Consider the following 19,622-nt stretch of genomic DNA (forward strand, 5'->3'; position numbering starts at 1 on the left):
GCTCAGTAGAGGGTCACCACGCGGTGCCGACTTCCTTCGTGTATCGGTCTTTGAAGTCGCCATAGGAGCTGGACGAGGGCTTGCGCGGGATGAAGTCACTGCTGCCTGCCGCCTTATCCACAAGGTCAACGGACGTCGCCGACGCCCAAGCCCCCCGGAAGGCATTCCGGTGCACCTCCGCGCCCTGGCTAGCGCGCCGCACGGCGCCACTCTCGGGGTACGCCGCCCTCATCCGCACCACATCCTTGTAAAGGTTCGCCGTTTCCCGGTCTCCCCCGAGAAGCACCGCCTCCCGCTGGGAGGCTTCCGCCATCGGGGCGGCGGCCTCGAACGCAGCCGCGTCGCGACCGGCCCGCTTGGCTGCGGCCCGGGCGATGTTGCGGTCATGGCGGGCCTTGGCCCGCGCCGCTTTGGTGGCGCCGCGCCGATTCACGGTCGCGGACGACCGGTCCAGCACGGACCGGGAGGAGCGCGTCGCGGAGACGGCCGCGCGCTCGTCGGCGGCGCCCTGGGCCGCGAGTTTCGTGGCCGTGCGGACGGCCGTCAGGTTCTTGAGGGCGATCGTGCCCGCCCCCATGGTCAGGAGACCGAAGACGTCCATGCCGATGTCGAGCCAGGACCCGTCACCGGCGGCAGCCAGGAGGAGGTGCCCGGCGAGGACGCCGACGGCGAGCCAGATCGCGAGGCCGGCGACCCAGCCCGCCGGGGTCATGACGATGGCGACCAGCGCAATGCCGGTGGCCACCCAACTCATGACGTCCACGACAAGCGAAATCGCCCCCTTCACCCCATCAATCTCGTTCTTCCGCCGCTCCCACCACGAATCCTTGATCTTGTCGTTGATCTCGTGCCGGATCCTGGCCGCGTAATGCGCGGCGCGCAGGTCACGGTGGGTCTCGACCTTGTCGAGCGAACGCCGGTGCCGGGCCAGCGGATCGGCCTCGGCGCCATCGGGCGCCGTGTCACCCGAAGCGGAGCCGGAAGCAGAAACGGAAGCGTCGGCCCGCGCACCCCGCAGGATGCGATCCGCCTCGGACTGGATGTCGTCGAGTTCGGCGGCCCACCCGCTGAGGTGACCGTGGACGCGTTCGTAGCGGCCGGCGGTCTCGCGGAGGTGGACCTCCAATTCGCGGGACTCGTCGCGGAGTTTGACGGCGTAACCGCCTTTGAGGCCGTCGGCGGAGCCGATGAGGGCGAGGTCGGCGGCCTCGGCCCTGAGCATGGCGGCGAGGCGCTTCATGTGGGCGACCTCGGCGCGGATCGCCTCGGGGTCGCCGGGGGTGGGGTCGGCGTCGGCGAGCGGGTGCCAGTCGCGGGGGCGGGGCGTGGTCACGGCGGTCAGCCGCTCTTGGCGAGGTGCTCGTCGGTCCGCTTGAACGTCTCGCGAGCCGCGCCGACCAGGCCGCCGACCGATTCGATGCCGCTGAGCAGCTTCTTGCGGTACCAGGCCCAGTTGTTGACGAAGGAGTCCATCGCGCCCGCCACTGCGGGCGAGCCCCAGATGTCGTGGAGTTCGTCGCGGTGCGCCTTGATGGTCTTGAACTCGAAGTGCAGCTTCGACAGCAGTCGTTCGGCGTCGGCCAGCACCTGGTCCGTCACTTTGAGATCCGCCATGCCCGTACCCCGACCGCCTTCATTGTCGCCGTCATATGCCGTCACGTCGTGACGGACTGACAACGGCGGCGCGCCGGGCCGGGGTTACGGGTGAATCCTGCGTGACGGACCGTCAGTCACCGTACGACGGTCTGGATCTCCTTGACCTCGACCGGGACGTCATTGCCCGACAGGCCGTCGGGCAGGCCGGGTTGCGCGACCGGCCCGACCGGATCCGCGGACGGCGTCCACGTCACCTTCCACGTGATCTCGGCGTGCAGCGTGTACGGGCCCTGCTTCCGGTACGTGATGTTGCAGTCGTCCTTCGACGAGTCCACCTGATAACCGCCGCCCGCGCCGGCTTCGAGCTTGTAGGTGCAGCTCTGCGGGTCGGCGTAGGAGGTGCCGGCGTCGATCCGGATGCCGGTGGGCACGGCAACGGTGGTGGCCGCGATGTCGAGGCCGAGCGCGTTGAAGCTCGCGGTCACCCAGACGCGGTCGGGAAGGGCGTCCGTGAAGGAAGCGAAGGTCGGGAGGTTGACGGTCTGATTGTCGGCGACGGGGCTCAACTTGACCGGTGGAGTGGGCAGTCGGAGCGCCCTGTACGCCAGCCCGGACAGGATCCGCGGGTCGAGTGCGAGCGGCGGCTCGGGGTCACGGGCCTCGATCCACTGCTGGCCGGGGATCGACGTGCATCCGGCGACCCGTTCCGGCGACACCGCTCCGGACGTCATCTGGTCGGTGTCGTAGGTGCGGAACCACCACGCGCCCTTGCCGCCGTCGTGGAAGTCGGTCCGCTTCTTGATGGCGTCGGCGATCTGGGCGGCGTTGGGGCCGATGCCGACGTTCTCCGGTCCGAGCATCCAGTCCTTGTACTGCTTCGCGTCGTACTTCGGCTGGCTCCAGCACAACGGGGGCGTCCAGTTGCGGTCCACCGGACTCACGGGGACGGACTTCTCACGGCCGTTGTGCCTCGTGTCCAGCTGCACGCTCGCACTGATGGCGCCGTTGCCGGACGTCCCCTGCCGCGTCGGGGGCTTCGGCGGAGGCGAGATGGGGTCACCGTCGCCCGCGAACGCCGGTCCCGCCGCGCCCAGGACCGCGGCGCCGAGCACCGTTGCCGTGACGGCGGCCCGCAGCGAGGCCCTCACTGGCACGCGGGGGCGTCGGCCTTGCCCTGGAAGGAGTCGAGTTGCCAGATCCCGCCTGCGTTCTTCAGCAGGGTGGCCGTGTAGAGGCGGTAGTCGTCGGGGCTCGGCGTGGTGCGCAGGACGGTGCCGGTCTTGACGTCCTTCGAATACGCCTTGGACTGGTCCTCGCAGTACGAAACGACGGCGGTGTCGGACGTCACCGCCGTCACCTTGCGGTCGTAGTAGCGGTAGGTTCCCGTCACGGTGTGCCCCTCCTTCTTCCGCGTCGCGATCTGTTCGGCGTAGAACGCCCTGGCCTGTCCGGAGAAGTACGCCTTGAGCACGGCGGATCCCGGATCGAGATCGACGTACAGCTTCTGACGCGCCGTCAACGTATCGGCCTTGGCGCGCAGTACGGCGTCCTTGGTGGCGTCTCCCGTCGTGTCCGCGTCGATGAGGACCTTGATGTCGGACGGCAGGTGGAAGTCCACGGGCGACGCCGTCGGGGCCGAGGAAGCGGCCGGCCCTGTGGCCGAAGGAGTCGTCGTCGCCCGCGCCGAAGGCGACACCGTACCGTCCGTGATTCTGTCGCTCCCCGAATCGTCCGAGCCGCCGCCGCAGGCTGTGAGGGTGAGGGCGGCCGTCACGGCGAGGGTGAGGGCCGAGGCGGCGGCGTGGGACTTGTTCATCGGGGCTCCGTAGGGGTGGGGGGATGGGGGCCGAACGGCCGCTGGTGAGGGGTCAGTTGGCGATGCTGCCGCGCCAGTCGGGCAGGAGTTCGTCGAGGAGGGCCTCGACACGGGGCGGCAGGCCGCGGCCGGCGCCGCCGAGGGAATTGCCGCGGGCGATGAGGGAGTTGGCGGCGGCCTGCAACCGGGCGGGATCGCCGGTCGCGTTGGTGGCGCGGAGGAGTTCGAGCCAGAGCCGCTCGTCGTTGGGTGCGACGACCAGACCGGTCTCGACGGCGGCGACGGCGGCCTTGGGCTTGTTGGCGTCGAGGTGCAGCGCGCACAGCGCGAGCGCGATCTCGGCGACGAGCACCGGGTGTTGGGCGTCGACGATCTCGTGCGAGAGCCAGCCGTAGCGGCCCGGGGTGCGGTCCTGGAGGAGCGGGCCGCGGGCGAGCGAGAGCGCCTGGGTGAGCAGGCGGCGGCGGGCGGTGGGGTCGGAGGCGGCGCTGCCTTCGGTGGCCTCGTGGTGGAGGGTCTGGAGCACGTCCCAGTCGGAGACGACGGAGGACGCCAGCACGATCCGGCCGGTGTCGTCGAAGGTGAGGCGGGCGACGCCGCCGGGGTCGGTGCCGAGCCAGTCGCGGAGCCGTTCGACGAGGGCGTCGCGGACGTCCTCGGTGACGCCGCGCGGCCAGAGCGCGGAGGCCAGTACGCGCGGGTGGACGCCTTCGCGGTGCAGCAGGAGCAACGCCAGTGCCTCGTGGAGGAGTTGGCTGCGCTCGGCGGACGGCTCGGCGACACCGGAGAGTTCGAAGGAACCGAGCAGGCGCGCGTACACGCCGGGCCGGCCCTGGTCGGAGAGGTCGACCATGAACGGCGGCGCGTCGGGTCCGGCGCCCGAGCCGTCCTCGTTGCCCGCCTCGGCGAAAAGCCGCAGCACCGCCTGGTACTGGGCGGCGGGCAGCGTCTGCGCCTCCAGGTCGAGGCCGAGCAGCGGCGCGAGCAGCCGTCCGGCCGAGGTGATCTCCAACTCCCAGGCGGCACCCGGCAGATCACCGCTGCCGGCCGCGACGAGGTAGCCGATGCCGAGACGGCCGGCGTCGGCGGCCAACTCGGCGAGCTTGTCGGCCTGTTCCTCGGTGGGCTCGGTGGCGAGCAGGACGAGGTGCGGGGCCCACTGGGTGTGCTGGGCGCGGCCGGTACGGCCGGTGAGGACGCTGTCCTGGCCGGCGGTGCGCAGCGCGCCCGCCCGCTGCGCGGTCTCCGCGGACATGGTCTCGATGACCTCGGGCACGTCGGCGAGGTGCCGGACCCGGGCGGGCGCGAGGGCGGTGAGGTCCTCGGCGAAGCCGACGAGGGTGACGGTCATCCGGTCCGACCAGCCGTTGGTGGCCAACTCGGCGGCCACGGAGGCGAGTACGGCCTCGCGGTCGGCGGGGGCGCCGGTCAGCGACACGATGCCGGGCACCGCTTCGAGGTTGAGCAGCAGCCGCGCGCCGTCGAGCGTGCCGAGCGCGACGAGACCCGGGTACGGGGCCGCGGCCGACACATCGGCGTCGTCGGTCAGGTCGGGACGGTCCAGGCGCCAGAAGGTCTGGTCCTGGCCGAGCTGCCAGGGAGCGGGCGGCTGGCCCTCGGGCCAGGCGAGTTGCAGGTGCAGCGCCTCGTCGGTGAGCCAGGCGGCGTAGACGGTGGGAAGCTTGCGGCCCTCGCCGTCCAGTTGGGCGGACAGCGCGCGCAGCGCGCGGTCGAGGAAGGTGACGGTGTCCTGGTCGGCGCCCACGCGCAGCGCGTCGGCGGCGTCGGCCTCGGGCCCGGTGGGGGTGCGCGGGGTGCGCAGACCGCCCGCGGTGACCGACTGCCACAGGGCCGTACGGCGCCGCCGGCCGAGCGCGGCGAGCAGGCCCGCGGCCAGCAGCGGGGCGGCGATCAGCGCCTCGGACAGGTCGAAGCCGTGCGAGTGGGAGCCGGACGTAGCGGTGAGGGCCGCGGTCGGCGCGTGTTCGGGGGCCGTCTCGGCGTGGGTCGGGGTGGTGACGGACGCGTGCCGAGCGCCGGTTTCGGCGCCACCGGAGCCCGTACTGTCGGCGCCCGTACCGCCGGAGCCGCCCTGAGCGCCGGAACCGCCCTGTGCCCCGCTGCCGCCGCCCCCTTGCTCGGCCGCGTGCTGGGTGGCGGCGTGCGCGCCCTCCGCCGTGGTGTCCTTGGCGCCGCCGTGCTGCGCGTAGTGCTGGATGTCGGGCGCGACGTGCGGTGCGGCGACCGGCATCTCGACGAGGTCGCCGCCGTGCGCGTCCGCGGGCATCTCCATGACCCAGCCGGGCCGGATCAGGCTGGCCTGCGACAGCTTCGTACCGTCGGGCTGCACCCGGTCCTTGTTGAGCTGGTAGATCTCGTGGTAGCGGCGGCCGTCGCCGAGGTGGCGCTGCGCGATCTCCCACAGCGAGTCGTGGTGCCGGCCCTCGGGCGGCTGGATCCGGTAGAACTTCGTGTCCTTGGCCGTCGACTGGCCCGCTCCCTGCTGCGCGCCCGCCGCGTGCTGCGCGGCCTGCTGGTGCGGTACGGCCGCGCTCGCCGTCCGCACCTGCTGCTGTCCCGGCGTCTGCTGGGCGGTGGCGGCCACGCCCGGGCGGGCCTGGCTCTCGTGCTGGTTGGCGTGGCCGAGCTGGGAGAGACCGGGGACGAGGCCCGCGGTGCTGACGCCGACGAGCAGCAGCGCCGCGATCAACTGGCGGGCCAGCAGCTGGCTCGCGCCCGAGCCGGGCACCCGGGTGGGCATGCCCACCCCGGAGATCGCCGCCTTGCTCTCCACCAGCACGCACGCCGTGAACTGCGCCCACGCCAGCCAGACGACCACGGCCAGCGTGTTGATGAACGTCTCGCTGGTGATCGGCTGTTGCAGCAGGTCGGAGTCGACGTGGTGCGGGAAGGGCGAGCCGATGAAGTAGAGCAGGGCGCCCGGCACGCCCACCACAAGGACGGCCAGCGCCAGGAACGCGCCGAGGGCACGGACGAAGTCGCCGAACGTACGGTGCCTGCGCGGCGGACGTGCCGCCGCTCCGCCCTGCTGCGCGCGGTTACGTCCCGTGGCGGTCGTGCGTGCCATGGCTGCTTCCTCTGCCTTCGGTCGGAGCTGCGATTGCTGGTGGTCGGGCGGCGGTCCGTGGTGCGGTGGGTGCCGCTGCGGTCGGCTGGCGGTGCGGTCAGTTGGCGGTGCGGTCAGTTGGCGGGTCCGGTCACGGACTCGGCGGCTGCCGTGCCGTGGACGACGATGTCGTGGTCGTAGAAGAAACCGGTGAGCATCGGCTGGTACGTGAGCTGGACGGTCACCTCGACGCGGTCGGGGCCGGCGAAGGTGCAGTAGGACCCGGCGACATCGGCGCCGTCCAGGCCGGACTGCCGGGCGAAGTCCTGGACGTTGTCGGTGCAGTCCCCGTCGTTGATCACCGGCTTGGTGCCCGCCGGCGCGTTCCGCAACGCCTCGATGTTGATGTCCTGGGCCGCGTAACGGGCCGCCTGCTCGGCGATGTCCGCGGCGCGCTCGCGCTTGGAGATCGACAGTCCGCCGTCCACGACGTAGGCGGCGAGCGCCATGAAGACGACGGCGAAGATCAGCACCGCCGCTGTGCCGGAGCCGCGGTCGGCGCGCCGCCGTACGGCCGCCACGGCGTCCACGACCTTTGCGGCGGCCGGGAATCCACTCAGGAATCGTGTCGCGTCCATCAGTTCGGCACCGCCCGTCGGTACGGGTCGAGCGGCGAGGCCGCCGTGGACGTGATCGTCTTGTGGATGTTGAGTCCGAGCGAGCCGAGGCCGCGGATGGTGCAGCTGACCTCGACCTTATAGATGGAGCCGGCCTCGAAGCCCGGGCTGGTCTTCTTCACCAGCAGCGTGCCGTCGACGCAGGTGTCGCCGAGGTCGGCCTTGGCCGCGGCGATCGCCTCGCTCAGCGCGACGTTCTCGTCGCGCTGGATCGAGCCGGCGCGGGCGGCGTCCCGGGCGGCGCTGTCCACCGCGCCGCGGCCGTCCACGAGCTGGCCGAACGCGACCAGGATGAGGATGAACAGGATCATGATCGGGGCGAGGACCACCACCTCGATGGTGGACAGCCCGCGGTCGGCCCCGTCCACGGCCCGTGCGACGCTCCTGGCCCGTACGGCATGCCCGGCCCGTACGACGTCCCCGGCCCGCCCGAGCCGGCTGAGCCGCTTCCCGGCTCGGATACGCATCGGATCAGCCCCCGTTGTCCGGTACGAAGCGCTCCACCGGCCCCTGGGAACTCTCGTTCACCTTGAAGTGGAAGCCGGGGAAGATGGTGGGTACGTCGGCGGTGACGCGTACGCCGACCGTGACGGCGTCCGGCTGCACGGCCGTCACCTGGCGGCCGTCCAGCAGATTCGGTCCGAGCTGCTCGATACGGTCCTTGGCCTCGGCCGTCGCCTTGTCCGACCAGCCGCCCGGGTCCGCGTCGGCCTCGGCGCGCGCCTTGCGTGCCCCGGCCTGCGCGGCGGCCTGCGCGACATGGTCGGCGAAGAAGTACAGCCCGAACTGCACCGTCGCGAAGATCATGAAGAACAGGACCGGCGTGAGGAAGACGAACTCGATCGCGGTCATCCCGCGGTCACTGCCGGCAGGCGCCCCCGCGCCGCATACCGTTCCCGTGCCCGCTCCCGTGCCCGCGCGGCCGGCCGTACGTGCATGGCCGGCCGGGACCGTACGGCTGCCCACGCCGCTGTCGCCGCGGGCGGCGTCCAGCCTGCGGCGTACGGCGTGGTGCAGCACGTCGGTTCGTCGTCCCATCACGGTGACCGGTCCCGGCCTCAGCAGGTGCCGGTGTCGGACGTCTTGGAGATGCAGTCGCCGACGCCGGTGGCCTTGTCGCGCAGGGCGTTGTTGATGATGAAGGCGACCACGCCGACGACGGTGACGACGACCGCGGAGATGATGACCCATTCCACGGCGGAGGCGCCGCGGGAGAGGTCCTCCTCGCGGACGCGCTGGATCCGGCCCCGGAGGTACGCCATCAGGAAGTCGACAGCCGGATGGCTGACGGTGGGCAGGCGATTCATGGTTCAAGTCCTCTCGACTCGACGGTGACGGTGGTGCGGTGACGCCGTGGTGCGGTGACGTTGTGGCGCGTGGCGCGGTGGCGCTGTTCAGACCTGGAACACACGCATGGCCGCGGGGAAGATCAGGAAGACCAGGAAGCCCGCACACAGCAGGAGCTGCGCCACGAGCATGGACTGGGACTTCTCGCCCGCCGATCCCTCGATCTCGGCGAGTTCCCGGTGCCGCATCGTCTCGGCGCGCGAGGCGAGCGACTCTCGGACCTTCGCGCCGTCGTCGGCCACCAGGCCGAGCGTGACGGAGAGGTCCCTCAATTCCTCGACGCCCAGTTCCTCGCCGAGGTTGCCGAGTGCCACCCATTGGCTGGTGCCGGTGATCCGGGCGTCGGCCAGGCAGTTGCGGATCCGCGTCAGGGCCCAGCCGTCGCTGATCTCGGCGGCGGCCATCAGCGCCTCGGGCAGGCCGCGGCCGCCGGCGAGGTTCATCGACACCAGGTCGAGATAGGCGCCGATGACGCGGCGCAGGTCCTTGCGCTTGTCCGTGGCGTCGCGGCGCACTTCGAAGTCCGGGAGGACGAAGAAGACACCGCCGAAGATCAGCGCCATCCAGACCGGGATGACGGGGTTGGACCCCATGCCGAGCTGCCAGACCACGGCGAACAGGAACGGCCCGAAGATCAGTCCGCTCGCGGCCAGGATGAGCTTGGTGGCGAGGAACCCTTCCCAACTGCGGTCGAGCACCGCGAGGTCCGAGCGCAGCGAGCGCTGCTCCCAGCCCTGCTGGAGGTAGAACTGCGCCACCCGCTGCCCGATCCGGCCCTTGAGGTCGGTCGGTGCGGGTGCGGCGGAACCGCCGCTGACCGGTCCTGCCGCGCGCATCGCGTCGATCTGCGCGACCGTGTTCACCGCGCTGCGCCGGCCGGGCAGGAGTGCCCGGATCAGCGCGAAGACGCCGAGGCCGACGGCCGCGCCGACCAGGCAGCTGATGAGGATGTTGTTCATCGTGCCGCCCCCTGTCCCGGGAAGACCTGGCCGGGCATCGGCTGTCCCGGTGTCGCCTGTACGCCGTGCCCGGGGCCGCCGGGTACGCCGTGTCCCGGCGGCACCCCGATCCGTTCGGCGCCCGGGGCCCGCTCGGGTTCGTGGACCAGGAACCGTTCGGGCGTCTCGATGTTGGACAGCTTGCGCAGCCACCAGAAGCCCGCGGCGAACAGCCCGCACACCAGGGTCAGTACGGCCTGGCCGATCGCCGTGCCGTACGGCTCGACGAAGCTGCGGTTGAAGATCGCGAGGCCGAGCACGAAGACCACCGACACCACGACGACGATCTGCACGCTGCGCCGGGTGCTGGCGCGCTGCGCCATCACGCGCTGGCGCATGTCGACCTCTTCGCGGGCGGACTTGGCGAGCGCGCCGAGCACTTCGCGCAGACCCGGGCCGCGCAGCCGCGCGTTGAGGATGAGGGCGGCGATGATGATGTCGGCGGACGCGTCGTTGATCTCGTCGGCGAGGTGCTGGAGCGCCTCGGGCAGCGGGGTGCGCGACCTGAGCCGGTCGACGAGCGACGACAGGTGCGCGCGCAGCGCGGGCGCGGCGGCGCGGGCCGAGGCGGGTATGGCCTGTTCGAGGCCGACGGCGCCGGCGATGGTGTCGCGCAGCGACTCGGTCCAGGCGGCGAGCGCTTCGACGCGCTTCATCGCGGCGCGTTCCTCCGAGGCGCCGCCGAACAGCTTGTCCCAGGTGAAGACCAGGACCGCGGTGGAGACGCCGAGCACCGCCCACCGGGTGAGGCCGAGGACGGCGAGTCCCGCGACGATGGCGAGCGAGCCGCGCTGCGACAGGAAGCGCACCAGCTCCGACGCCTTGTCGCCGGTGGACTCGCCCGGTGCCTTGGCCCCCGGCTTGGGCGCCCAGCCGCGCATCGCGACGATGAACAGCGCGATGCCGCCGCCGACCGCGGCTCCGGCGAGCAGTCCGTAGAGCACGGACAGGGAGAAGATCCCGGTCATTACCGCCACACCCCCGTGGGCTGGTAGCCGTGGGCGAGGAGTTCGTCGAGGCAGGCGATCGGGGCGTGCGGCATGGCCACGCCCTCCCGTCCCAGGGCGAAGACCTCGCTGGACAGTACGCGGCCGTCCACACCGTTCACCTCGCGGACGGAGGTGACAACGCGGCGCAGGGTGCCGCCGCGCTGGAAGTCGTTGTTGCGCTGGACGAACACGACGAAGTCGATGGCGCCGGCGACCAGCATCTGCGACGCCTCGACGGGCAGCCGCTCGCGCGCCTGGAGCGCGTAGGTGGAAATACGGTTGAAGACCTCGCCGGAGCTGTTGGCGTGGATCGTGGACAGCGAGCCGTCGTTGCCCTGCGACATCGCGTTGAGCATGGTGACGATCTCGTCGCCGAGCACCTCACCGACGATGACCCGGGAGGGGTTCATACGCAGCGACCGGCGGACCAGTTCGGCCATGGTGATGGCGCCCTGGCCCTCGGAGTTGGGCAGCCGTTCCTCGAACGCCACGACGTTGGGGTGGAGTTCGGGGAACTGGTCGAGGCCGAGTTCCAGGGCGCGTTCGACGGTGATCAGGCGCTCGTGCGGCGGGATGACATTGGCCAGGGCACGCAGCAGCGTGGTCTTTCCGGCGTTGGTGGCGCCGGCGATCATCACGTTCTTGCGGGCGAGGACGGCCGCGGACAGGAAGGAGCCCAGCTCGGGGGTGAGCGTGTAGTTGCCGACGAGGTCGGGCAGGAAGACCTTGCCGAGGCGGGCGCGACGGATGGACAGCGCCGGGCGGCGGGTCACGTCCATCACGGCGGACAGCCGGGAGCCGTCGGGGAGCCGGAGGTCGAGCTGCGGGTTCGCGGAGTCGAAGGGGCGCGAGGACAGGCCGGAGTAGGCGCCGAGCACCTGGATCAGCTCGACGAGTTCCTCGTCGGATTCCGCGACCGGTTCGACCTGGACCTCGCGGCCGTCGGCGTATCCGACGAAGACCTGGTCGCAGCCGTTGATGTCGATGTTCTCGACCTCGGGGTTGTCCAGCAGCGGCTGGAGCCGGCCGACGCCGAAGAGCGCGGCGTGCACGGCGGCCGCGTACGCCTCCTCGGCCTGTGCGTCGGGCGGGGTGCGGCCGACGGTGATCTCGGCGCGGGCGTAGTCCTCCAGGATCTGCGCGATGATGGCGCGGGCGAACTGCCGCTCGTCCTCGGGCGACATGGCGGCCTGGCCGGTCGCCTGGTCCAGCCGGCGCTGTTCCGAGATGCGGTCGCCCGCCTCCTGCCGGAACCGCTTGACCAACTGGTGGTCGACCGTACTCATCGGAGCACTCCGTACCGGTGCGGTACGTCGGCGGTGATCTGCCGGGCCGAGCGGATCAGCAGCGACTTGTCGAGGCGTCCGCGGCGGCGGCCGTTGAGCGTCTCGGCGCCGCCGGTGTCGTGGGCGAGGGTGCCGACGACCCGGGCGGAGATCTGCGAGGCGACCAGCATCTCGTTGACCTGGCCGGCCAGCCGGGCGCTGTGGCTGGGGTCGGTGATGAGCACGATGCCGATCGGCGGGTGGCCGAGCGCGGCGGCGGCGCCGCGCTGCGAGCCGTGCAGTTTGGCGGAGAGCGCGCCCGCCCGGTCCCGTACCCGCGCCAGGTGTTCGGGCTCCGAGCGCGACACCAGCAGCACGAGGGCGGCGTGCGTGAAGAGTTCGAGGGTCGGTGAGTCGGCGCCGATCCGGCCGCAGTCGGCGATCACGTCGGCGGCGCCGTTGGGCGACTCGGCGAGCGTGGCGAATGCCTGGCCGAGCATCGGCCACAGTCCGGACAGGCCGGCGGCCTGTTCCGCGCTGCCGATGCCGACGAGGACGTCGAGTCCGCCGGACAGCGGCTGGGCGTGGTCCCACAGTTGCTCGGCGGCCAGGCCGCGGCGGGCGGTCGCGGCCAGCGACAGCAGTCCGGTGTTGGGGTCGAGCATGCCGCCGTGCGCGGCGCGCGAACGGTAGACGAGGTCGCCGCCCGCCGGGTCGGCCTCCGCCAGCAGGACGCGGCGCGGCCATACGGCGGCGAGCGCGACGGCGCTGGTGGTGACGCCCGGTGAGCCCTTGTCGGCGGCGATTGCGATCAGTGCCATGACGTATGCGCCCGCTCGTTCAGTTCTTGCTGTCGGGCATGAGCACGAGCGAGACCTCGTTGGTCGACGCGGCGAGCGTGAGCTTGCCGGCGACCGTGGAGTCGGCGATGACGGTGATCAGGGTGTTCCCGCCGCCGAGCCCGGACGCGTCGGACTTGATCGACTTGATGATCAGGCTGTCGCTGATCAGCGTGTTGGGGTCGCCGCCGCTTCCGGCGCTGGTGTCGCCGGACGAACCGCTCTGCGCCTTGGCCGCATCGTTGCCGACCTGGTAGGCGGCGACGCGCTGGCCGGTGGTGATGCCGTAGGGGAAGCCGCCCTGCTTCAGGGAGAGTCCGACGAGGGACTTGCCCGCGGGGAGCACGTCCTTCTGCGGCGTGATCATCTCCTTGACCAGCACGGAGCCCGCGACGATGTTGGTGCCCGCCCGGTAGTTCTTCTCCAGGTCGCCGCGCTGCTTCCACAGCACGAAGTTCACCCCGGAGTCGTCGGAGACCATGACCTCGCGGATCGCGGAGGAGGGGATCGGGTCGCCGATCGCGACGTTCTTGTCGATCTTCACGACCGAGATCTTGTTCCCCGCGCGCATCACCATGACGGTCGCGCCGAGCGCGCCGACGAGAATGAGCAGTACCGCGAGCGCGGCGAGCGCGGGCTTGCGCTCCCGCGTCACCGTCGGCAGCCGCTCTCCGCCGACCGGCGCCCCGTGCATGGGCCCGGATCCGGACTGACGGCTGTTACTGCCGCCGCCCGCAGCGGAACGTTCTCTGGTCCTCACGTCACTGCCCCCGTCGAGCCGGCGTGCTTGTTCGAAATCGGTTGCGTGGGGAGAGACTGTCGCGCTCCTGTCCGGCGACAGCCCGCAGGCCGATGTCAAGTCACCGCACGCTATCAGCGCCTCGGAAACACCCTCAAGGCGCATCCCGTGACAAGAGACTCACGGCCTTGCAACAGAACGGAACGGCTTTCGTGACATGCCCACGCTCGGGCTGCACGCTACCCCACCCGCCCCGTCCACCCCTCTTCCGTCCGGCCTGGGAATCACTGTCCCACCTCGGACCGGGGCCGTGTCCAGCCCTGTTCCCGGCCTGTGGATAAACCGGTGCAGGTTATCCACAGGGCAGGCACCGGGGGCTCCACGACCGGGCCCCAGCGGATATCGTCCGTAGAAACCAAGTCGAATCCGGGGGAACGAGGAACGCCGTGCGTCTGTCGTTGACCGTGGTCGATCCGCTCGGCGGAGACCGCGCCGATGTAGTGGTGGAGACCGAAGCCGAGTCGACCGTCGCGGACCTCGCGCGCGAGTTGGGGCAGAAGGTCGGCGGGGGCGGTGCGGAGATCATCTCGATCGCCGGCGGCCCGTCCCGCGCGCCCGGCGCCCCCGCGGTGTACGTGGACGGGTACGCGGTCGACCCGGGCTGGTCGGTCGCCCAGTCGCCGTTGCGCGAGGGCGCGGTGGTCAGCCTCTACGACCCGGCGGGCTGCCTGCCCGGCGAACCGGCCGGCGTGGTCGAACTGCGCGTCGCGGGCGGCCCGGACGCGGGCGCGGTGCACCGGCTCGGCATCGGCCGGGTGGAGATCGGACGCGGCGCCTCGGCCCGGATCCGCATCGACGACTCGGAGCTGGCCGAGCGCGCCGCGGTGCTGACCGTCGGCATGGGCGGCACCTGCCAGGTCACCGTCGGAAATGACACGAAGGAGTGGCCGCTCGGCGATCAACTCGCCATCGGCAACAGCCTCCTGGAGCTAGGCCCCTATATCCCGCCGAACGCGGCGCTGCATCCGGGCGAGGACGGGGCGACGTACGACTACAACCGTCCGCCCCGGCTGTCGCCACCGGAGCGGACCACTCTCTTCCGGCTGCCGTCCCCGCCGAAGGAGCCCGCGGGCCGCCCGCTGCCGTGGCTGATGGCGGTCATGCCGCTGCTGATGGCCGTGATGATGGCCTTCATGATGCACCGCATGATGTACCTGTTCATGGCGGTCGCGAGCCCGATGGTCATGGTCGGCAACTACTTCATGGACAAGAAGAACGGCCGCAAGTCGTACGCGAAGACGCTCACCGAGTACCGCGAACGCAAGGGCCGTATCGAGGACGACGCGAACAACGCGCTGGATCTGGAACGCAAGGACCGTGCCGCGGCCTCGCCGGACCCGGCGACCGTCCTCAACACCGCGACGGGTCCGCGCACCCGGCTGTGGGAACGGCGCCGCGGTGACGCCGACCATCTGCTGATCCGCGTCGGCACCGCGAAGCTGCCCTCCGAGGTGGTCCTGGACGACCCGGAGCAGGAGGAGCACCGCCGCAAGGTCACCTGGGAGATCGACGACGCCCCGGTCGCGGTGGAGTTGCGCAGGCTCGGGGTGATCGGCTTCGCGGCGCCCGGCGACGGGGCACGGGCCATGGGCCGCTGGGCGCTGGCGCAGGCCGCGGCGCTGAGCAGCCCGATGGACGTTCAGTTCTATGTGCTCACCGAGCAGTCGGGGCAGGAGAGTTGGGACTGGGTGCGGTGGCTGCCGCACGCCCGGCCGACCGACGGCCAGGACACCAGCGCCCTGCTGGGCACCGACGCCGAGACGGTCGCGGCCCGGATCGCCGAGCTGACCGCCATCCTGGACGGTCGGCAGAAGGCCAAGCAGAAGGCGGGCAGCGCGTCCAACCACGCGGGCTTCTTCAAGGACCCCGACATCGTGGTGGTGTTCGACGGTTCGCGGCGGATGCGTTCGCTGCCCGGTGTGGTGCAGTTGCTGCGCGAGGGCCCCGGCGTCGGGATGTTCGCGATCTGCCTGGACTCCGAGGAGCGCTTCCTGCCCGGCGAATGCCAGGCCGTGGTGATAGCGGAATTCGAGGCGCCCGCTGCCGACGCCCATGTCGCGTCGGTGCCCGAGACGGCCGCCGCGTCGGCCGCCGGGCCCCGGCAGGGCGGCTTCCCCTCGGTGAACGCCTGGTACGCGGGCTCGCAGCAGACGCAGGCGGTGGCGGCGGAGCCCGCGGCCGGCGCCTTCCGACTGCGGGTCGAGCAGGCGGGCGTGGCACGGATCCGGAAGGTGCGGCCCGACCTCGTCTCGCCCGCCTGGTGCTCCCGGCTGGCCCGCTGCCTCTCCCCGATCCGCGACATCAGCGGCGACACCGAGGACTCCGCGATCCCGTCGGCCAGCCGGCTGCTCGACGTGCTGGAGATCGAGCCGCCGACGGCCGACGCGATCGCCGCGCGCTGGCGGCTCAGCCCGATCTCCACCCAGGCGGTCGTCGGCGAGTCCTACGACGGTCCGTTCGCGATCGACATCCGCAAGGACGGGCCGCACGGCCTGATCGCGGGCACCACCGGTTCCGGTAAGTCGGAGCTGCTGCAGACGATCGTGGCGTCGCTCGCGGTGGCGAACACCCCGGAGGCGATGACCTTCGTGCTCGTCGACTACAAGGGCGGCTCGGCGTTCAAGGACTGTGTCCAACTGCCGCACACCGTCGGCATGGTGACCGACCTCGACGCCCACCTGGTGGAGCGCGCGCTGGAGTCGCTGGGCGCGGAGCTCAAGCGCCGCGAGCACATCCTGGCGGAGGCGGGTGCCAAGGACATCGAGGACTACACCGACCTGATGCGGCGCCAGCCGGAGCTGAAGCCGATGCCGCGGCTGCTGATCGTGATCGACGAGTTCGCCTCGATGGTCCGTGAACTGCCCGACTTCGTCACCGGTCTGGTCAACATCGCCCAGCGAGGCCGTTCGCTGGGCATCCACCTGATCCTGGCCACGCAGCGGCCGAGCGGTGTCGTCTCGCCGGAGATCCGGGCCAACACCAACCTCCGGATCGCGCTGCGCGTCACCGACGGCAGCGAGTCCTCGGACGTCATCGACGCCCCGGACGCCGGCAACATCTCCAAGTCCACGCCCGGCCGCGCCTATGTGCGGCTCGGCGCGACCTCGCTGGTGCCGTTCCAGTCCGGCCGGGTCGGTGGACGGCGGCCCGGCGCGGTCGAGAACGTGACGGTGGCGCCCTGGGTCGGCGTCGTCGACTGGTCGCAGCTCGGCCGCTCCGCGCCGCGCCGCCCGGCCGGTGCGAAGAGCGAGGACGACGAGATCACCGACCTCAAGGTGCTGGTGGAGGCGATCTGCGAGGCCAATGAGCGGATGTCGATCCCGCCGCAGCACAGCCCGTGGCTGCCCGCGCTGCCGGACACCCTGCAACTGGACGAGCTGCCGACGCCGGTGGCCGCGGGGGCGCTGCCGCCCGCCGCGTACGGCATCGAGGACCTGCCCGCGCTCCAGGCCCGGCGCCCGGTCGCCATCGACTTCCACACCTTCGGCCACCTGCTGGCGGCCGGTGCGCCGCGGTCCGGCCGTTCGCAGCTGCTGCGGACGATCGCGGGCTCACTGGCCCGGACGCACTCCACCGCGGATCTGCACCTGTACGGCATCGACTGCGGCAACGGCGCGCTGAACGCGCTGACGAAGCTCCCGCACTGTGGCGCGGTCGTGGGCCGTTCGCAGACCGAGCGGGCGGTCCGCCTGATCGGCCGCCTGAAGGCGGAGATGACGCGCCGTCAGGAGCTGCTGGCGGCGGACGGTTTCGCGGACATCGGCGAGCAGCGCTCGGCGGCGGCCACCGAGGAGGAGCGGCTGCCGCACATCGTGATCCTGCTGGACCGCTGGGAGGGCTGGACGCCCTCGCTCGGCGAGCTGGACCACGGGGCGCTCAGCGACGACCTGTTCGCCTTCCTCCGGGAAGGCGCCTCGGTCGGTATCCATCTGATCATCACCGGTGACCGCACCCTGATGGCCGGCCGGATCTCCACCCTCACCGAGGACAAGATCGCCTTCCGGCTCGCGGACCGTTCCGACTTCTCGCTGATCTCCGTCAATCCGCGCAAGGTGCCCGAGGAGATCCAGCCGGGCCGCGCGTACCGCTCGGAGTCCGGTATCGAGACGCAGGTCGCGCTGCTCGACGGGGACGCCACCGGTCAGGGCCAGGCGGCGGCGATCGCGGCGATCGGCGCCGCGGCCACCGAGCGGGACGCGCACCTGCCGCGGAGCCGGCGCCCGTTCCGGGTGGACGTGCTGCCGTCGCGGCTGTCCTTCGCCGACGCGTGGGAGATGCGCGACACCGACGCGGCCCGCAATCCGCTGTGGGCGCTGGTCGGCGTCGGCGGTGACGAACTCACCGGCTACGGTCCGAATCTCTCCGACGGCCTGCCCGCGTTCGTCATCGGCGGCCCGGGCAAGTCCGGCCGCTCGACGCTGCTGCTCACCCTCGCCCGCAGCTACCAGCAGCAGGGCGTGAAGCTGGTCGTCGCGGCGCCGCGCCCGTCGCCGCTGCGTGAACTGGCGGGCGCCGAAGGGGTGCTGCGGGTCTTCACCGACAGCGACATACCCGCGGACGACCTGGGCAAGGCGCTGGAGGAGACCGAGGGCGCGCCCGTGGTCGTCGTCATCGACGACGCGGAGTTGCTGCGTGACTGCGACGCCAAGGACGTCCTGAAGGAGATCATCGCCCGCGGCTCCGACCAGGGCAGGGCCGTGGTCCTCGCGGGCGGCGAGGAGGACATCTGCTCCGGTTTCTCCGGCTGGCAGGTCGACGCGAAGAAGGCCCGCCGCGGTGTGCTGCTCTCCCCGCAGCAGACGATGAGCGGCGAGCTGATCGGCACCCGGCTGAGCCGCAGCAGTGTGGGCGGCCAGGTCACGCCGGGCCGGGCGCTGCTCCACCTCGGCGACGGCGAGCCGCTGACGGTGACGGTGCCGCTGACCGCCTGAGGCGCGCGTGCCGCTGCCGGGTCCGGCGGCGGCACCGCCCTCGGCGGGCTGCCCCACCGGGGTCAGGTGCTGGGCAGGCCCGTACGGGAGAAGGTGTCGGTCGGGCCGCCGGTCCACCGCACGGTGAGCGTCTTGCCGTCACCGGCCAGTACGCCGTGGCCGGAGGTGCGTTCCTTGTCGCCGTCCATGCAGGTCAGGATCAGGCCGACGCCGTCCTTGTCGGTGTACGTGCCGGCGCACAGATGCGTACTGGTCAGTCCGGCCTGGCCCTTGCCGAGGACGAGTTGGACCTTGGCGGCGCCCTCGGTGGCGAGCCAGACTCCCTCGACGCCCTCGGTCGGGGCGCCGGTGCTGCCGGGGGACGCGGTCGTGCTGCCCGACGCGGTCGGGGCGGTCGAGGCGCTGGAGGCGGCGCTCGGGCCGCCGGACGCCGACGCGCCGGTCGTCGGGGGCGCCTTCTTGCCCTCGCCGTCACCGCCGCCGCTGCATCCGCTCAGTGTCAGCGCGCCGACCACCGCCACCGTGGCGATACCCGCTGCCGTTGACGTACGACGAAACACCTGAACTCCCCCATGTCGCGATCCGGACCCGGCGTCGGCAAGCTACCAGCAGGTCCCCGGCGAGTGCGTGGGCAAATCGGCACCCACACGCGACTGCCACAGGACCGTGACCGACGGACCATGGACGGTCCGCACATGGCCAATAGAGTAGGGGGTCTGAGATCCGCGGCAGGCCCGCGATATCTCACGTATTGCCGAGAAAGGGTTGATTTTCCATGGGGGACCTCCAGATCAATGGCACGGTGATGGGCGACTTGCGAAAGACGTTCTCCACCATCGCGGACCGAATGGACACCGTGAGCCGGGCGATGGGCAATGCCAACGGCGAGTCCGTGGGCGCCCCCAAGCTCATAGACGACGTCCACGACTTCGCCGACGACTGGCACTACGGCATCAAGCAGATAGGCCAGCACGCCGACACCGCCGTGCACATGATCGACCAGATCGGCAAGACGTTCGACGACGCCGACCTGCAGCTCGCCAACTCGCTCAAGACGGGCGGCAAGACCGACGGCGGGAAGTGCTAGGCATGACACGCAGCTTTCCGCACCTCGGCTTCGACCCCACGCCCGGTGATGTCGAGCGGACCCGTTCGCTGGCCCGGCAGATCGGTGATGTGCACACCGAGTTGAGCACCACCGTCTCCGAGCTGGACCGGCTGGACTGCGGCTACTGGAAGGGCGAGGCCGCCAAAGCCTTCATCTCCCACATCGACAGCGACGTCACCCCGCTGATCAA

The 19,622-nt window shown here is 71.5% G+C and carries 17 protein-coding genes and 1 pseudogene; 3 read left to right on the plus strand and 15 right to left on the minus strand.

Going from position 1 to position 19,622, the window contains the following annotated elements; genetic code table 11:
- Window positions 1–13: 13 nt before the first annotated feature.
- From BM076_RS36135 to BM076_RS16495, 14 genes are all read right to left on the minus strand, one after another.
- Window positions 14–1,333: a hypothetical protein gene (locus tag BM076_RS36135; protein WP_093714276.1), complete on the minus strand. Its 1,320-nt coding sequence runs from the start codon at window positions 1,331–1,333 to the stop codon at window positions 14–16.
- 5 nt (window positions 1,334–1,338) lie between these two features.
- On the minus strand, window positions 1,339–1,614 hold the full coding sequence (locus tag BM076_RS16430; RefSeq protein ID WP_093714277.1) for a hypothetical protein: 276 nt from the start codon (window positions 1,612–1,614) through the stop codon (window positions 1,339–1,341).
- A gap of 116 nt (window positions 1,615–1,730) precedes the next feature.
- A complete protein-coding gene (locus tag BM076_RS16435; protein WP_143120580.1) occupies window positions 1,731–2,750 on the minus strand; it encodes a hypothetical protein in 1,020 nt (339 codons plus the stop codon).
- Window positions 2,741–3,412 (minus strand): hypothetical protein, encoded by a 672-nt coding sequence (locus BM076_RS16440; RefSeq protein WP_143120581.1) that lies wholly within the window; start codon window positions 3,410–3,412, stop codon window positions 2,741–2,743. The genes BM076_RS16435 and BM076_RS16440 overlap by 10 nt, the downstream gene beginning before the upstream one ends.
- Before the next feature lie 52 nt (window positions 3,413–3,464).
- Window positions 3,465–6,500 carry a BTAD domain-containing putative transcriptional regulator gene (locus BM076_RS16450; protein ID WP_093714281.1) on the minus strand — a complete coding sequence of 1,012 codons (3,036 nt, stop codon included), beginning with the start codon at window positions 6,498–6,500 and terminating at the stop codon, window positions 3,465–3,467.
- A 113-nt stretch (window positions 6,501–6,613) separates the two neighbouring features.
- A complete protein-coding gene (locus BM076_RS16455; protein WP_107416964.1) occupies window positions 6,614–7,117 on the minus strand; it encodes a pilus assembly protein TadG-related protein in 504 nt (167 codons plus the stop codon).
- Window positions 7,117–7,623, minus strand: a complete 507-nt coding sequence (locus BM076_RS16460; RefSeq protein WP_093714282.1) for a TadE/TadG family type IV pilus assembly protein — start codon at window positions 7,621–7,623, stop codon at window positions 7,117–7,119. Before BM076_RS16460 ends, BM076_RS16455 begins: the two co-directional genes overlap by 1 nt.
- Window positions 7,624–7,627: 4 nt before the next feature.
- The gene (locus BM076_RS37530; protein WP_322935616.1) at window positions 7,628–8,194 is read right to left on the minus strand and encodes a TadE family protein; all 567 of its coding nucleotides are present in this window, start codon (window positions 8,192–8,194) and stop codon (window positions 7,628–7,630) included.
- 20 nt (window positions 8,195–8,214) lie between these two features.
- On the minus strand, window positions 8,215–8,463 hold the full coding sequence (locus tag BM076_RS37535) for a hypothetical protein (protein WP_245796091.1): 249 nt from the start codon (window positions 8,461–8,463) through the stop codon (window positions 8,215–8,217).
- A gap of 87 nt (window positions 8,464–8,550) precedes the next feature.
- A complete protein-coding gene (locus tag BM076_RS16475; RefSeq protein WP_177246470.1) occupies window positions 8,551–9,462 on the minus strand; it encodes a type II secretion system F family protein in 912 nt (303 codons plus the stop codon).
- Window positions 9,459–10,469 (minus strand): type II secretion system F family protein, encoded by a 1,011-nt coding sequence (locus tag BM076_RS16480; protein WP_093714284.1) that lies wholly within the window; start codon window positions 10,467–10,469, stop codon window positions 9,459–9,461. Before BM076_RS16480 ends, BM076_RS16475 begins: the two co-directional genes overlap by 4 nt.
- Window positions 10,469–11,776 (minus strand): CpaF family protein, encoded by a 1,308-nt coding sequence (locus BM076_RS16485; protein WP_093714285.1) that lies wholly within the window; start codon window positions 11,774–11,776, stop codon window positions 10,469–10,471. The genes BM076_RS16480 and BM076_RS16485 overlap by 1 nt, the downstream gene beginning before the upstream one ends.
- Window positions 11,773–12,576 (minus strand): hypothetical protein, encoded by an 804-nt coding sequence (locus BM076_RS16490; protein WP_093714286.1) that lies wholly within the window; start codon window positions 12,574–12,576, stop codon window positions 11,773–11,775. The genes BM076_RS16485 and BM076_RS16490 overlap by 4 nt, the downstream gene beginning before the upstream one ends.
- 19 nt (window positions 12,577–12,595) lie before the next feature.
- A complete protein-coding gene (locus BM076_RS16495; protein ID WP_093714287.1) occupies window positions 12,596–13,288 on the minus strand; it encodes a hypothetical protein in 693 nt (230 codons plus the stop codon).
- Between the two features lie 491 nt (window positions 13,289–13,779).
- On the opposite strand from BM076_RS16495, the gene BM076_RS16500 reads away from it, so the two are divergent.
- Complete coding sequence (locus BM076_RS16500) at window positions 13,780–18,324, plus strand: FtsK/SpoIIIE domain-containing protein (RefSeq protein ID WP_093714288.1); 4,545 nt, start codon at window positions 13,780–13,782, stop codon at window positions 18,322–18,324.
- Between the two features lie 62 nt (window positions 18,325–18,386).
- Here the strand turns inward: BM076_RS16500 and BM076_RS36650 are convergent, their stop codons facing one another.
- Window positions 18,387–18,884, minus strand: a complete 498-nt coding sequence (locus BM076_RS36650; RefSeq protein WP_177246471.1) for a hypothetical protein — start codon at window positions 18,882–18,884, stop codon at window positions 18,387–18,389.
- Window positions 18,885–19,099: 215 nt separating this feature from the next.
- On the opposite strand from BM076_RS36650, the gene BM076_RS16510 reads away from it, so the two are divergent.
- Together BM076_RS16510 and BM076_RS16515 are read left to right on the plus strand one after the other, a co-directional pair.
- Window positions 19,100–19,411: a hypothetical protein gene (locus BM076_RS16510; RefSeq protein WP_093714290.1), complete on the plus strand. Its 312-nt coding sequence runs from the start codon at window positions 19,100–19,102 to the stop codon at window positions 19,409–19,411.
- 2 nt (window positions 19,412–19,413) lie between these two features.
- A pseudogene (locus tag BM076_RS16515) lies at window positions 19,414–19,622 on the plus strand (enoyl-CoA hydratase/isomerase family protein); the annotation flags it as partial.

The organism is Actinacidiphila alni, assembly GCF_900112845.1.
In the GTDB taxonomy this organism is placed as follows: domain Bacteria; phylum Actinomycetota; class Actinomycetes; order Streptomycetales; family Streptomycetaceae; genus Actinacidiphila; species Actinacidiphila alni.